The sequence below is a fragment of the Micromonospora musae genome, assembly GCF_003626545.1.
GTDB classification, from domain to species: domain Bacteria; phylum Actinomycetota; class Actinomycetes; order Mycobacteriales; family Micromonosporaceae; genus Micromonospora; species Micromonospora musae.
The window spans coordinates 566,229-579,615 of the sequence record NZ_RAZS01000003.1 but is presented as its reverse complement, the minus strand read 5'-3'; the positions used below and the strand labels follow the sequence as shown (position 1 = coordinate 579,615).

Annotated in this window: 12 protein-coding genes; 3 read left to right on the top strand and 9 right to left on the bottom strand. The window is 74.2% G+C overall.

Annotated features, from left to right (window positions below; translation table 11 throughout):
- Nucleotides 1-9 precede the first annotated feature (9 nt).
- The 3 genes from D7147_RS10740 to D7147_RS10730 all read right to left on the bottom strand — a co-directional run bounded on the left by D7147_RS10740 (nt 10) and on the right by D7147_RS10730 (nt 1,679).
- A complete protein-coding gene (locus D7147_RS10740; protein WP_120676257.1) occupies nt 10-438 on the bottom strand; it encodes a hypothetical protein in 429 nt (142 codons plus the stop codon).
- Between the two features lie 85 nt (nt 439-523).
- A complete protein-coding gene (locus D7147_RS10735) occupies nt 524-892 on the bottom strand; it encodes a MerR family transcriptional regulator (RefSeq protein WP_120676255.1) in 369 nt (122 codons plus the stop codon).
- 22 nt (nt 893-914) lie between these two features.
- Nucleotides 915-1,679 carry an SDR family NAD(P)-dependent oxidoreductase gene (locus tag D7147_RS10730; protein WP_120676253.1) on the bottom strand — a complete coding sequence of 255 codons (765 nt, stop codon included), beginning with the start codon at nt 1,677-1,679 and terminating at the stop codon, nt 915-917.
- A 171-nt stretch (nt 1,680-1,850) separates the two neighbouring features.
- Between D7147_RS10730 and D7147_RS10725 the strand changes: the two genes are divergently transcribed.
- Nucleotides 1,851-2,741 (top strand): LysR family transcriptional regulator, encoded by an 891-nt coding sequence (locus tag D7147_RS10725; RefSeq protein ID WP_120676764.1) that lies wholly within the window; start codon nt 1,851-1,853, stop codon nt 2,739-2,741.
- A gap of 124 nt (nt 2,742-2,865) precedes the next feature.
- Complete coding sequence (locus D7147_RS10720) at nt 2,866-5,205, top strand: alkaline phosphatase family protein (protein ID WP_120676252.1); 2,340 nt, start codon at nt 2,866-2,868, stop codon at nt 5,203-5,205.
- Here the strand turns inward: D7147_RS10720 and D7147_RS10715 are convergent.
- The 4 genes from D7147_RS10715 to D7147_RS10700 all read right to left on the bottom strand — a co-directional run bounded on the left by D7147_RS10715 (nt 5,150) and on the right by D7147_RS10700 (nt 8,922).
- Nucleotides 5,150-5,731 carry a DedA family protein gene (locus D7147_RS10715; RefSeq protein WP_120676250.1) on the bottom strand — a complete coding sequence of 194 codons (582 nt, stop codon included), beginning with the start codon at nt 5,729-5,731 and terminating at the stop codon, nt 5,150-5,152. The two genes, D7147_RS10720 and D7147_RS10715, sit on opposite strands and share 56 nt — an antisense overlap.
- Complete coding sequence (locus D7147_RS10710) at nt 5,728-6,516, bottom strand: MBL fold metallo-hydrolase (protein WP_233563074.1); 789 nt, start codon at nt 6,514-6,516, stop codon at nt 5,728-5,730. Before D7147_RS10710 ends, D7147_RS10715 begins: the two co-directional genes overlap by 4 nt.
- A 160-nt stretch (nt 6,517-6,676) precedes the next feature.
- Complete coding sequence (locus tag D7147_RS10705; protein WP_120676248.1) at nt 6,677-7,888, bottom strand: S8 family peptidase; 1,212 nt, start codon at nt 7,886-7,888, stop codon at nt 6,677-6,679.
- Complete coding sequence (locus D7147_RS10700; RefSeq protein ID WP_120676246.1) at nt 7,885-8,922, bottom strand: hypothetical protein; 1,038 nt, start codon at nt 8,920-8,922, stop codon at nt 7,885-7,887. Before D7147_RS10700 ends, D7147_RS10705 begins: the two co-directional genes overlap by 4 nt.
- Before the next feature lie 152 nt (nt 8,923-9,074).
- Here D7147_RS10700 and D7147_RS10695 point away from each other — a divergent pair, with 152 nt between their 5' ends.
- On the top strand, nt 9,075-11,963 hold the full coding sequence (locus tag D7147_RS10695) for an AfsR/SARP family transcriptional regulator (protein WP_120676244.1): 2,889 nt from the start codon (nt 9,075-9,077) through the stop codon (nt 11,961-11,963).
- 1 nt (nt 11,964) lies between these two features.
- Here D7147_RS10695 and D7147_RS10690 read toward each other — a convergent pair whose 3' ends face one another.
- Both D7147_RS10690 and D7147_RS10685 read right to left on the bottom strand, forming a co-directional pair.
- A complete protein-coding gene (locus tag D7147_RS10690) occupies nt 11,965-12,771 on the bottom strand; it encodes an alpha/beta hydrolase fold domain-containing protein (protein ID WP_158609340.1) in 807 nt (268 codons plus the stop codon).
- 158 nt (nt 12,772-12,929) lie between these two features.
- Nucleotides 12,930-13,280, bottom strand: a complete 351-nt coding sequence (locus D7147_RS10685; protein WP_120676240.1) for a DoxX family protein — start codon at nt 13,278-13,280, stop codon at nt 12,930-12,932.
- Between the last annotated feature and the right edge of the window lie 107 nt (nt 13,281-13,387).

Sequence of the window (13,387 nt, the reverse complement as noted above, 5' to 3'; positions counted from 1 at the left end):
GCACCGCGCTCACCGCTGCGGCCCGCCCAGCCGGGCGAGGCCCTCGGTTACGACGGCGCGCAGCAGGTCGCCGTACTCGCCGGACGGCAGGACGGGCAGGTGTTCGCGGGCCCGTGCGAATGCCTCCCGCGCGCGGTCGGGATCACCGAGCCGCTCGTACGCGAGCGCCACGCCGACGTGCAGCGACGGGTAGAAGGCGGCCACCCGCTCGTCACCGACCTTGTCGGCGCGGGCGAGCGCCTCCCGGTTCCAGCGCAGGATCTCCTCGGGGTCGTCCTGCTGGCGGGCCAGGTAGTGCGCCGCCACGCAGGCCTCGTAGTCGTCGCCGCTCCCGTCCCACGCCCGCCGGAAGAGCGTACGCGCGTCCGCCGGACGCCCCTCGGCCTCGGCGCGCATGCCGTCCTGGCAGAGCCGCAACACCGGATTGTCGAGATCCATCGCCCACTCCCTCACCTCGCTCGGTGATCGAGATCGTGCGGGCTCGACCGGCTCGAGGGTCAAACCCGGCGGGGACCGGTCGTGATCAGCACGACGGAGCGCTGTCGCCAACCGCGTCCCGCAGACCGCGCGCGAGATTGTCCCGGGCCGCGCTGAGCACGCGGATCCGCTCGTCGAGCACGGCGAGCCTGCGCCGGGCGAGCGCGACCATGGCCGGCGCAGGCGCGGCGGTGCGCAGGTCGCCGTCCAGGCAACGGCGGAAATGCGCGACGTCGTCCAGGGTCAGCCCGGTGGCGAGCAGATGACGGATGTTGCGCACCCGCACCACCGCCTCCGGGCCGTACTCGCGGTAGCCGTTGGACGCGCGCCGGGACTGCAGCAACTCCAGGCCCTCGTAGAACCGCAGGGTCCTGGTCGACACCCCGCTGACCCGGGCCAGTTCGCCGATCCGCACGGGCGTGACGCTACCCGGGCGGTCAGGCGACGACCGCTCCACCGTCGACGGTAATGACCACGCCGGTCGTGTAGGCCGCCTCCGGCCGGGCCAACTGGGTGACCCAGAAGGCGACCTCCTCCGGCTGACCGATACGCCCGAGCGGGACGTGTGCGATCAGGGCCTTTCGCAGCGCCTCCGCCTGCCCGGCGTCCAGACCCTGGTGTTGCGCGATCGGCGTGGCGATGGGGCCGGGCGCGACCGCCGCGACGCGGACTCCGTGCGGCGCGAACTGGACGGCCCAGGTGCGGGTGAGCGTCTCCAACGCGGCCTTCAACGCCACGTACAGCCCGCCGCCTGGCATCGGCCACCCGCGCTGACCGATGGCCGTGCTCACGTTGACCACCACACCGTGCTGCGTGGCCAGCTGCGGCAGGGCCGCCTGGGCGAGGTACATCGGGGCGAGCAGGTTCGTGGCGACCATCTGCCCGGCGGCGTGCCGACCGCTCGCATCGTCACCCGGCGTCTCCCGGACGACGGCGGCGTTGTTCACCAGCACGTCGACCCGACCGAAGTGCTCCAGGGCCGAACCGACGATCTTCTCGGCGGCGCCCGGGGCGGCGACGTCGGCGACGAGTGCGCGTACCCCCGGCAGCCCCTGCGCCGTCTCGGCGAGCCGGGACGCGGTGCGACCCACGACGAGCACCTGGGCGCCCTGGGTGGCGAAGGCACGGGCCGTCGCCCGTCCGATGCCGGTGCCACCGCCCGTGACGATCACTGTCTTGCCGTCGAACTGGGAACCCGTCATGGCACCCGACGGTAGACATTGACCCGTACGTCAAGGTCAAGTTCACCCCGGCACCGGCGAGTCGGCCTCCCCGGAGTCCGGGCGCCGGGCGGGCCGGTCGTGGTGCGGCGCGGCGCGCAAGACCAGCTGCGGCGGCAGGCCCGGCCGCCGGCGTGTGTGATCCTGGGCGGCGTGGAACTCAGGCATCTGGAGTACTTCGTCGCGGTCGCGACGGAGCGCAGCTTCACCCGGGCGGCGAAGCGGCTGCACGTCGTGCAGTCGGCGGTCTCCGCCGCGATCTCCGCGCTGGAGCGGGAGCTGGGCGCGCCGCTGTTCGCGCGCAGCGCCCAGCGGGTGGAGCTGACCGACGCCGGCGAGGCCCTGCTGCCGCAGGCGCGCGCCACCCTCGACGCGGCGCAGGCCGCCCGGGACGCGGTGCACGAGGTCGGCCAGGAGCTGCGCGGGACGGTGGTCGTCGGGTGCCTGACCGGCGTCGGCGGGATCGACTTCGCGGGCCTCTTCGGCGATTTCCACACCCGTCACCCGCGGGTCGCGCTGCACCTGCGGGCGGCGACCTGGAACGGCTCGGCCGGGCTGGCCCGGTCGCTGGTCGACGGTGAGATCGACGTGGCGTTCCTCGGGGTGAGCCCCCGGCCCTTCCCGAACCTCGAGACGCGGATGCTGGTGCCGGTGCCCCAGGTGCTCGTGGTCCCCGCCGGGCACCGGCTGGCCGAGCGGGACAGCGTCGTGCTGGCGGACGTGGCCGAGGAGTCGTTCATCGACTACCCCGTCGGCTACGCCAACCGGACGACCAACGACCTCGCGTTCGGCGCGGCCGGCCTGGAGCGCCACATCGCCATGGAGGTGGCGGACGTCACCGTCGCCGCCGAGTTCGTCCGGCACGGGCTGGGGGTGGCGATCCTGCCCGTACGCAACGTGCCGCCCGGGCCCGAGGTGAAGGCGCTGCCGGTCACCGACCAGTCGCTGGAGTGGGCGCTGCACGCGGCGACGGCCACCGGACGGCGGGTGAGCGCGGCGGCGAGCACCCTGCTCGGGATGGTGGACGGCCACCTCGAGCGTTGAACCTGTAGGCCCGCCGACGCACGGCGGGTGTGTGCGGTCGCGCCGGACGGCCGACACTCGTACGCGTTGTGACCCACTCCGCACCGGAGGATCTTGATAGCTCAGATGTGGCATCGTGGCCAGGATGAAGCCGCAGGTGGATGCCGGTAAGCGCCATCGGCTGCCCGAACCCGTCCGGGTAGCCCTGCGGGTGCTCCGCGGCTACCGGCCTACCGTCGCACGGGCGCGCGCGCTGGTGCGCAGCATGGCGACCTCGTTCGTGGTGCTCGGCACCACGCTCTGGCTGCTGCCCGGGGTCACCGCGAGCGGCCTGGTCGCGATGCTCTGGCTGGTCGCGCTCGTGACGGCCGTCGGGGCGGTGCTGCGCCCGCTGCTGCTCGCCCTGGCCACCGCGCTGGGCGGGCTCGGCGCGCTCGCCATCGGCGTGGGCGTACAGGCGGTCGTCATGTACGTGGCGCTGCGGCTCGATCCCGAGGCGCACGTGGCCGGTTTCGCGGTCGCGTTCGTCGCCGCGTGGGTCGCCGTGGCGCTGGCCGCGATCGTGAACTGGCTCGCCGACGCCGGCACGGACGACACCTTCGTCAGCGAGACGCTGCGGCTGATGACCCGGGTACGCCGGGCGGCGGGCCGCCGGCAGCACCCCACCCGGCGCTGGTGGCGGCGAAGCCCCCCGGAGTCGCCGACGGACGGGCGCGCGGCTGACGGGCTGCTCATCATCCAGCTCGACGGCGTGGCCGCGCCCCTGGTGCAGTGGGCCGTACGGGCCGGCAACCTGCCGACGATCGGCCGCTGGTTGCGCTCGCACAGCCACCGGATGACCCGCTGGCACACCGGGCTGCCGGCCACCACCCCGGCGGCCCAGGCCGGGCTGCTCCACGGAGACGTCCGGCACGTGCCGGCCTACCGGTGGTACGAGAAGGCGACAGGTGACGGCACGCCCGGGCGTCTCGTGGTGACCAGCCGGCCCCGGGACGCCGCCGAGATCGAACGACGCCTCTCCACCGGCGGCGGCCTGCTGCGCGACGGTGGGGTGAGCATCAGCACCGCCTTCTCCGGCGACGCGACGACCAGCCTGCTCACCGTCAGCCGGGCCGGGCTGCCCGGGCGCTCCACCCCGGGCTACGCGGCGTTCATGACCAGCCCGTACGGCTTCGCCCGCGCCGTCGTGCTCAGCGCCGGGCAGGTGCTGCGCGAGCTGCACGAGGCCCGCCGCCAGCGGGTGCGCGGTGTGCAGCCGCGCGGTGAGCGGCGCGGCTCGTACCTGGCGCTACGCCCCCTGGCCAGCCTGCTCAACGACCTGAACGTCTCGCTCATCGCCGAGCAGATGGCCCGCGGCGCGCCGGTGATCTTCTGCGACTTCGTCGACTACGACGAGGTGGCCCACCACGCCGGCCCGGCCCGGCCGGAGGCGATGGCGGCGCTCGAGGCGCTCGACCACACGCTCGGCATCCTGGAACGGCTGGCCGCCGAGGCGGCCCGCAACTACCACATCGTCGTGCTCAGCGACCACGGCCAGAGCCAGGGCGCCACCTTCCGCCAGCGGTACGGCGAGTCCCTCAGCCAGGTGGTGGCCCGGCTCGCGACGAAGCCGGCCCCCTCGCCCGGCGACGGCCGCCCGGGGCCCGCCGGGACGAGCGTCGAGGCGGCCGGCCGGGTGGAGCAGTGGGGGCGGGTCAACACGCTGCTCACCGAGGTGGCGGGGCGCGGCGGGGTCACCGCCGCGGCGACCCGCGCCGCCGTGCGCTCCGGCCCGGACGGGGAGGTGAGCCTCGGGCCGGCGGACCGCGAGGAGGCGGCCACCCGCACCGACCCGGAGACCGTGGTGGTGGCCTCCGGCAACCTCGCCATGATCTACCTCGCCCAGCACCCGGGGCGGCTGACCCGCGAACGCATCGACGCCGTCGCACCGGAGCTGATCGACGGGCTGGCCGCGCACCCCGGCGTCGGGCTGGTCGTCGTCGACTCGGCCGCCGGGCCGCTGGCGATCGGTCCCCGTGGCCGGCACCGGCTGCGCGACGGGCACGTCGAGGGCGACGACCCGCTGGCGCCGTACGGGGCACGGGCCCGGCGGGACCTGCTGCGGCACCAGACGATGGAGCACGTCGGCGATCTGGTGGTGATCAGCGCGGTCGATCCCAGCCTGGAGGAGGTGGCGGCCTTCGAGGAGCTGGTGGGCTGCCACGGCGGGCTGGGCGGCTGGCAGACCGAGGCGCTGCTCGTCCACCCGGCCGGCTGGTCCCAGGAGGGCGAGCTGGTCGGCCCGGACGCCGTGCACCGGCAGCTGCTCGGGTGGCTGGAGCAGCTGGGACTGCGTCGCCCCGCCGACGACGCCCCGGCCCGGCACGATGATCCTCCGGCCGGCGCCGACCGGCCGATCGTCCCCGAGCAGCCCGGCGTGCCGCTGCCCGTCAGGGCCGTGCCGGCGGAGGTTCCGGCGCCGTCCGGCGTCGGCCCAGCCAGCTGAGCCCCTGACTGACCAGGACGACGAGCAGGATCGCGGCGACCACGCTCTGCCACGGCTCCGGGAAGATCGCCCGGCCGACGACCCCGATCGCGGCGTAGAGCACGGACCAGGCGAGGCTCGCCGGCGCGTTGGCGACGGCGAAGCGCCGCCAGGTCAACCCCGCCACCGCACCGGCGAGCAGCACCGGCACCCGCCCACCGGGGATCAGCCGGGACACCAGGAGCAGCGAGACGCGTCCCTCGCGGACCCGGGCGGCCAGCCGGTCGAACCGCTGCGGCTCCCGCAGCAGCCGCAGGCGCCGGGCGATCCGCTCGCCGCCCCAGAGGAGCACCAGGTAGGTGGCGAGATCACCGACGTACGCGCCGAGCGCACCGGCGGCCACCACGAAGACCACGGTCAGCGGTTGCTGGTGGGCGGCGAGCGCGGCCGCGCCGCTGACCGCCGCACCAGTCGGCACCACCGGAACGAGGGAGCCGAAGAGCACCACCAGGATCAGCCAACCCAGCGCCCCGAGCGTCGCCGTCATGAGCGGGTGATCGCGCAGGATTCGCCGGGACGCAGCACGCGCACCCGGGTACCGGGCGAGAGGGCGCCGGCGTGCCGGGCGAACTCCTCCCCCGGTGGGAGGAACCGGTCGGGTCGGACCCGGTCGAAGCCCACCGGCCAGAACGTGCCGTAGTGGATCGGCACCGCCCAGGCCGCCGCCGCCCGCCGTACCGCCTCGGCCGCGCGGGCCGGATCGAGGTGACCGGGGCCGAGGGTCGGCCCCCATCCGGCGACGGGGACGAGCGCCAGGTCGAGCGGGCCCAGCTTGCCCATCTCGTCGAAGAGGCCGGTGTCGCCGGCGAACCAGGTGCGGGCCGCGCCCTGCAGCAGGTAGCCCACGGCGGCGGCGTGGTGCCGGGACCAGGGGCCGCGCCGCGTGTCGTGGGCCGCCGGCACCGCGGTGACCCGGACCCGGCCGACGGTGGTCGTCTCACCGACGGCGAGCTCGACGCAGCGGTCGGCGGCGGCGCCCAGCGCCCGGCGGACCAGCCGCGTCGCGCCGGCCGGCACCACCAGGGTGGGGTCTCCTGGCAGCCGGCGCAGTGACGCGAAGTCCAGGTGGTCGGCGTGCAGGTGCGACACGAGTACGGCGTCCGGCGCGCCCGGCAGCTGTGGGGTGGGGCCGCGGCGGCGGCGCAGGTGCGCGAGCCGGTCCCGCAGCAGCGGGTCGGTCAGCAGGTGGGTGCCGGAGTCCTCGATCCACACGGTGCTGTGTCCGTGCCAGGTCACGTGCGCCGCGGGATCCCCCGCACCTGTCTCGGTCACGTCTGCCACCGTATCCGACCTGCTGCTCCGTCCTCGGTGGGGGCGTCGCGGGTGGTCCGCAGGCGCGCAACTCCGGCGGCACGCACCGACCACGCCTATGGCCGACGCCGTCGCGGTGCCCCTCAACCGGCCGGTTCAGGGGCACCGCCTCCGGGCGAGTTCACCACTGCCGTGGGGGCATTCCGGCCACGGGCGGGCTCGCCAGACGCCGGCGGGCGCGCCGGCCACTGCGTAGCAGCAGCAACCCGCCGATGATCATGCCGGCCGCGAAGAGGCCGAAGACCCCCGCGAACACCAGCAGGAGCACGTCGAGCGGCTGGCCGACACGACGGGGTGTCCCGTCGTCACCGGGACCGAAGTGCGCGCCGGCGCCCTTCGCGTTCACCGGCATCACGTACGGCGCTGGTTTGACCTTTCCGGCGGCGCGCAGCGCCTTGGCCGCGTCGACGACCCCGTAGCCGGTCTTCGGGTCGTGCCGCTGCGGATGCGACGCGGTGCGCTGGAGCAGGTCGCCGACCTGCCGGGGGGCGAGCTTCGGGTACTTGGCCAGGATCAGCGCGGTGACCCCCGCGGTGAGCGCGCCCGCCTGCGAGGAGCCCTGCTCGGAGACCCGCCCCTTCGACTTGATGTCGGCGCCCCAGATGTCGACGCCGGGAGCGGCCACGTCCACGTAGGAGTGCACCGTCGAGAAGTCGGCCCGCCCGCCCGACGGGGTGCTGGCGGCCACGCCGATCACGCCGGGATAGCCGACCGGGTAGGCGACCAGATTCTCCCCGTCGCCGTCGTTGCCGGCCGACGCGATCACCACCACGCCCTTGGCGAGGGCGTACTGGATGGCCTTCGCCTCCTCCTCGTCGTACGGGGTGAACGCGTTCTCCGTACCCAGCGAGAGCGAGATGACCCGGGCGCCGCTGTCGGCCGCGTACCGGATGGCGTTGCGCAGCGCGTGCGCCGACTGCGGGTTCGGGTTCGCCAGGCTCTGCTCCCAGGTCTGGTAGTCGGGGTCCTCGCGGTCGCGGATCGCCCGCAGGCCGAGCACCTTCGCCTTCGGCGCGACGTCGAGGACGTTGGAGGCCATCGACGTGCCGTGCCCGCCGTACCAGGACTCCTTCTTGTCGTTCTCGCTCAGGAAGTCGGGCCCCTCGGTGGCGCGGCCGGCGAGAACCGGGTGGTTCGTCCGGATCCCGGTGTCGATCACCGCGACGGTGATCCCGTCACCCTCGCTCAGGTCGTGCGCCGCCGGCACCGACAGGGCGTCGAGCTCCCAGCCCTTGCCCGCCGCGTGGACCGGGGCGGCCACCGCGACCAGGGCCCCGGCGACGCCGAGCGCGACGGCGGTGCGGGACACCGCCCGGAACGCCCGCGCCCTCATCGGCCGTTCGCCAGGTGGTCGAAGGTGCGCGCGTACCCGCCGACGAGTTCGTCGGCGACGCCCTGGTAGAGCTTCTGCTCGCTGCGGCCGCTGATCGCCCAGTCCCCGGGGAGCTTCCCGTACTGGCGGCGGGGGTCCAGGGGACCGACGGTGATGGCGGCGACGTACGGCGGCGAGTTGGTGGCGAGCCCGACGGATCTCGCCCGACCGGCGTACGCGAGCTTGCGGCTCCAGCCGGCGGCCGCGGTGCCGGGCACCGCCATCGGGACGACCATCGGTACCCGCTCGGAGCCGAGCTCCTCCGCGATCTCCGTCGCCTGCTGGTAAGAACCGACCACGGCGAGCGCCACGGTCGCAGCCATGTCTCCCCCGACGTGCACGTACGTCGCCCGCAGCACGCTCACGCACCCCTGCGCGATCACCGCTTCGGTGAGCTTGTCGGCGAGCACCCCGCGGCAGTCCTTCTGTTCGGCGAGGCCCTGCCGGGACCACCCCTGCGGCTGCTCCCCCGTCAGGTAGGGGTCTCTGAGGAAGTCCGGGAACACCTCCTCGGTGCGCAGGTTGTGCCAGGCGACCGCGGCGAACGCGTCGTTGCCGGTCTGGATCCGGTGGTTCTTGATCGCCGCGTACGTCAGCCCCCCGGCGAGCACCAGGGGCACCACGGCGGAGATGGTGGCGAGGATGCCGAAGACGCGCCGCTTGCGGCCGCGCGGCCGACCGGTGTCAGCGGGTGACGGCTGCGGAACGCCCACCGGGCCGGCGGGCGGCGCGGCGGCCGGGTGCGCGTAGGGCGGGAACGGCGGTAACGGCTGGGCGAAGGGCGGGACCGGCTGCGCGGGCTGCGCGAACGGCGCTGCCGGTGGGACCGGCTGCGCGAACGGTGCTGCCGGCGCGACTTGCGGAACCGGCGGAGCCGGCGGGATCGGCTGCGCGAACTGTGGCGCCGGCGGAACCGGCGGCGGGACCGGCGCGGACCGTGGAGGTTCGTAGGCGGAGCCACCGTACGGCTGGTACGGCGTGGGTGGCTGTGACAAGAGGAGACCTTCCCGCCCGCCGCGACGACGGGGCACTACCGGAATCGGCTGTGGATCCCGGCGACCCTGGCATCCGGTCCTTGCCACCGCCTTGCCACCGGCTCGCCACCGGCGCTCCGGCGCGCGGATCCGGTGCCTCTAGGATTCCCCGAATGGAAATCCGGCTGCTGGGTGCGGTGGAGCTGTACACCGACGGCGGGCAGCTGGTCCCTCTCCGGCGGCGTCAGGAGCGGCTGACGCTCGCGGTGCTGCTGCTCGACCCCGACCGGGTGGTCAGCGCCGAGCGGCTGGTGAGCGTGCTCTGGGGACAGACGCCTCCGGCGACCGCCAGGGCGACGCTGCAGGCGCTGATGTCGCGGGTCCGCAAGGCGGTGCACGTCGCCGCCGGGGCGGATACCGACGGGCGGACCCGCCTGCTTGCCCTGGGCGAAGGCTACCGGCTCTCCGTACCGGCCGATTCGGTGGACCTGCACCGCTTCCAGCGGATGGTGGAGGGCGCGAGGGCCATCACCGACCCGCGGCGGCGATCCGCGCAGCTCGCCGCCGCGCTCGATCTGTGGCGTGGGCCGGCGCTGGCCGACGCGACCACCGGCACCCTCCGGGAGCGGCTCTGCGGCGGCATCGAGGAGTCCCGTCTCACGGCGCTGCTGGACCGGATCGACGCCGACCTCTCCGCCGGCCGGCACGCCGAACTCGTGTCTCAGCTCAGCGAACTCGTCGTCGACCATCCCCTGCAGGAGCGTCTGCACGGTCAACTGATGCTGGCCCTCTACCGCAGCGGCCGGCGGGCGGACGCCCTGGCCGCGTACCGGCACGCCCGTCGGCTGCTCGTCGCGGAGCTCGGCCTGGAGCCGGGCCCGTCCCTGCGTGAGCTCGAGGCGGCGATCATCGGGGACGACCCCGGCCTCGGCTCCGCCGTAGCCGGTGCGGCGGCCAGCACGATCCCCGGCGCCGGGCGGGGCACGACGTCCGGGGCCGGTGCGGCCGGCGCTGTCACGGAGCTGCCGGCGCCACCGGTGGCCGTGGTGCCGGCACAGCTACCGGCCGGGGTGGCGGCGTTCGTCGGTCGTACGGCGTACCTGTCCCGGCTGGACGCGCTGCGCCCGGACGAATCCGACGAACGCCACGATCCGACGATCGTCACGATCACCGGCACGGCCGGGGTCGGCAAGACGTCGTTGGCGTTGCGTTGGGCGCACCAGGCTCGCCGCGCGTTCCCCGACGGACAGCTCTACATGGACCTGCGGGGGTTCGACGCCGAAGCGGCCTCGGTCGGACCGTCGGAGGTGCTGCACGCCTTCCTGCACGCCTTGCAGGTGCCGGCGCAGCGGATCCCGGCGATGCCGGCCGCGCAGAGCAGCCTCTACCGCAGTCTGCTCGCCGAGCGGCGGATGCTGATCGTGCTGGACAATGCCCGCGACGCCGATCAGGTCCGGCCGCTGCTGCCCGGCACGGCGGGCTCGATGGTCGTGATCACCAGCCGGAACCGGCTCAGCAGCCTCCTGGTGATCGAGGGTGCCCACCCGATGCACGTCGACCTGCTCACCGCCGGGGAGGCACGCAAGCTGCTGGTGGACCGGCTCGGCGGCCACCGGGTGGCCGCGGAGCCCGACGCGGTCGCCGAGATCGTCTCGCACTGCAGCCGGCTGCCGCTCGCCCTGGCCGTCGTGGCCGCCCGCGCGGCCGCAAACCCCGGATTCCCGCTCGCCGCCATCGCCAGCGAGCTGCGCGCGGCGCGCGGCGGGCTGGACGCGTTCGACGGTGACGAGACGTTCACCGGCGTCCGGGCGGTCTTCTCGTGGTCGTACCGGGCTCTCGACCCACCTGCGGCACGGTTGTTCCGCCTGCTCAGCCTGCACCCGGGACCGGACATCGCCGCGCCGGCCGCCGCGAGCCTCGCCGGCGTGCCGGTCCGCGCGGTCCGTCCGCTGCTGGCCGCGTTGACCGGGGCGCACCTGCTCTTCGAGCAGAGTCCCGGCCGGTACGGGTTCCACGACCTGCTGCGGGCGTACGCCGCGGAGCTGGCGTCCGCGCACGAGGCTACCGCCGAACGCACGCAGGCGCAGGGCCGGCTCTTCGACCACTACCTGCACACCGCCGACCTCGCCAACCGGCTGCTCTACCCGGGCCGGCAGTTGATGTCGCTCTCCCCACCCCGCCCCGGGGTCGCGGTGGCCGACCTCGCCGCGCCGCCGCAGGCGGTCGCGTGGTTCGCGAGCGAGCAGCGGGTCCTGCTCGGTGTGATCAACCACGCGGCCGAGCACGGCTTCGACCGGCACGCCTGGCAGCTCGCCGGCATCCTCACCACGTTCTTCCACCGGTTCGGTCTCTGGCACACGATGGCCGCCACCCAGCAGACGGTGGTGACGGCGGCGAGCCGGATCACCGACCCGGCGGGCAGGGCGCACCTGCACCGCAGCCTCGCCGTCGCGATCGCCGCGCTGGGCCGCGACGACGACGCCCAGGCCCATCTGGAGTACGCCCTCGACCGGTTCCGCGAGCTGGGCGACTCGAACTATCAGGCCGACACCCACATGGGACTGGTCTGGGTGCACGGGCGGCTGGGACAGCCGGAGCTGGGCCTGCACCACGCCGAGCAGGCCCTGGCGCTCTGGCGGACGACCGGTCACCGCACCGGCCAGGCGAACGCCCTCAACAACATCGGCTGGTGGCACGCCCAGGCGGGCCGGTACGAGGAGGCGCTCGCCTACTGCGGTCAGGCGCTGGACCTGCACCACGAGACCGGCGAGAACACCCACGACGAGGCCGTGGCGCTGGACAGCCTCGGCTTCATCCACCACCACCTCGGTCAGCACGACCGGGCCGTCGCGCTGTACGGGCAGGCACTCGCCCGCTACCGCGCGGTGAGCAGCCGCTACTACGAGACGAGGACGCTGACCCGGCTCGGCGAGCTGCACCTGACCGCCGGTGATCCGGCCCTCGCCCGCCGGACCTGGGAGCAGGCGCTGGCCATCCTCGACGAGCTCACCCACCCGGACGCGGACGCGCTTCGTGACCGGCTCGCCGCGCTGCCCGGGTGACTCAGCGCTCCACCGCGCCGGGGTCAGCGTCGAGACGTCGGGTGATCTCGGCCAGCACGGCGTCGGTCTCCGCGCCGGGGCGCAGCAGCATGAAGGCGTGGATCATGTCCGGGTACTCGTGCAGGGTCATCTCCGTGCCGGTCGCCTCGGCGGCGAGCTGGGCCAGGCGACGTGCGTCCGGGGTGAGGATGTCGTTGGTCCCGGCGAAGATCGCGACACGGCCGAGGTTCTCCAGCGGCCCGTTGATGGGGCTCAGCAGTGGCGTGGCGACGTCGGCGCGGCCGGCCCACCACCGCGCGAACCGGCTGAGGTTCTCGGTCGAGGAGATCGGATCGTGGGGTTCGAGCGCCCTGATCTCGGGGTTGGTCAGTGTCGCGTCGAGCCACGGCGACATGAGGACGAGGTCCCTCGGCCGCCGCTGTCCCGGCGGGAGGGACTGGACCAGCGCGAGACCCATGGTCGCGCCGGTGGAGTCACCCATCACCGCGAACGTGTCCGGGTCCGTCCCGTCGCTCAACTGGTCGTAGAGCCGCCGGAGGGTCGGGAAGACGTCGTGATGCGTGTGCCCGGGTGCGAGCGGGAAGTCCGGCACGACGAAGGCGCGTCCGGTGCGGGCGGCCAGCCGGGCGATCAGATCCCAGTGCGCCGGCTGTAGCGGACTGACGTAGCCGCCGCCGTGCAGGTAGAGGACGTGCCCGCGGGCGTCGCCCGTAGCGGGGCGCACCGTGTGCACCGGCCATCCTTCGAACTCGCTCCGCTCGATCTGAAGCCGTCCCGGCAGGGGTCCGCCGGTGCTGTTTCCGGTCATCGATGCGTTCCTTTGGCTTGCTGTCTCAGGAGGTTTCGAACGGTTCACGTGCTCTGCGGCGTTGTCGGCTCGGAGGCCCGAGCGTCCCCGCGCCATCGACTCCCGCCACACGAGGGTGGATCCCCAGTTCCGGGAGGATCCACCCTCGGTCCTGCGGATCAGGACACGGCGGAGGCCAGACGCAGTGCGGTGGCGGCGAGCGAGACGACGAGCAGCAGGGCGGGCGGGAGGACCGCCCGGTCGCCGACGCGAAGGTGCGCGGCGATTGCTCCGGCGAAGTAGAGGACCAGGCCGATGCCGGCCGCGACGCCGAGCGGCCACCACGCGAGACCGACAAGCAGCCCCGCAGCGCCCGCGAGTTCGAGGAAGGCGAGCAGCGGGCGCAGCCGCGTGGCCCCGACCCGTTCCAGGGTCTTCATCTGTTGCGGGTCGCGCTTCAGCTTTCCGGCGGCGGACACCGCCAGCAGGGCCGCGAAGGCGATGCTGACAACAAGGGTGGCGACGAACATTCGTGACTCCAGGGGGCAGCGGTACGGCAGGGGGGAGGGACCCTCCCTGTTCCGGAGAGCAATCTCCGGTACACGGTATAACGGAGATCTGTCTCCGGTATTCCGGG

What these genes read in the sequence shown, in the direction of transcription:
- D7147_RS10740 (WP_120676257.1), bottom strand. Translation starts at nt 438, where the DNA reads ATGGATCTCGACAATCCGGTGTTGCGGCTCTGCCAGGACGGCATGCGC.
- D7147_RS10720 (WP_120676252.1), top strand. Translation starts at nt 2,866, where the DNA reads ATGAAGCCGCAGGTGGATGCCGGTAAGCGCCATCGGCTGCCCGAACCC.
- D7147_RS10715 (WP_120676250.1), bottom strand. Translation starts at nt 5,731, where the DNA reads ATGACGGCGACGCTCGGGGCGCTGGGTTGGCTGATCCTGGTGGTGCTC.
- D7147_RS10685 (WP_120676240.1), bottom strand. Translation starts at nt 13,280, where the DNA reads ATGTTCGTCGCCACCCTTGTTGTCAGCATCGCCTTCGCGGCCCTGCTG.
- D7147_RS10695 (WP_120676244.1), top strand. Translation starts at nt 9,075, where the DNA reads ATGGAAATCCGGCTGCTGGGTGCGGTGGAGCTGTACACCGACGGCGGG.
- D7147_RS10730 (WP_120676253.1), bottom strand. Translation starts at nt 1,679, where the DNA reads ATGACGGGTTCCCAGTTCGACGGCAAGACAGTGATCGTCACGGGCGGT.
- D7147_RS10690 (WP_158609340.1), bottom strand. Translation starts at nt 12,771, where the DNA reads ATGACCGGAAACAGCACCGGCGGACCCCTGCCGGGACGGCTTCAGATC.
- D7147_RS10705 (WP_120676248.1), bottom strand. Translation starts at nt 7,888, where the DNA reads ATGAGGGCGCGGGCGTTCCGGGCGGTGTCCCGCACCGCCGTCGCGCTC.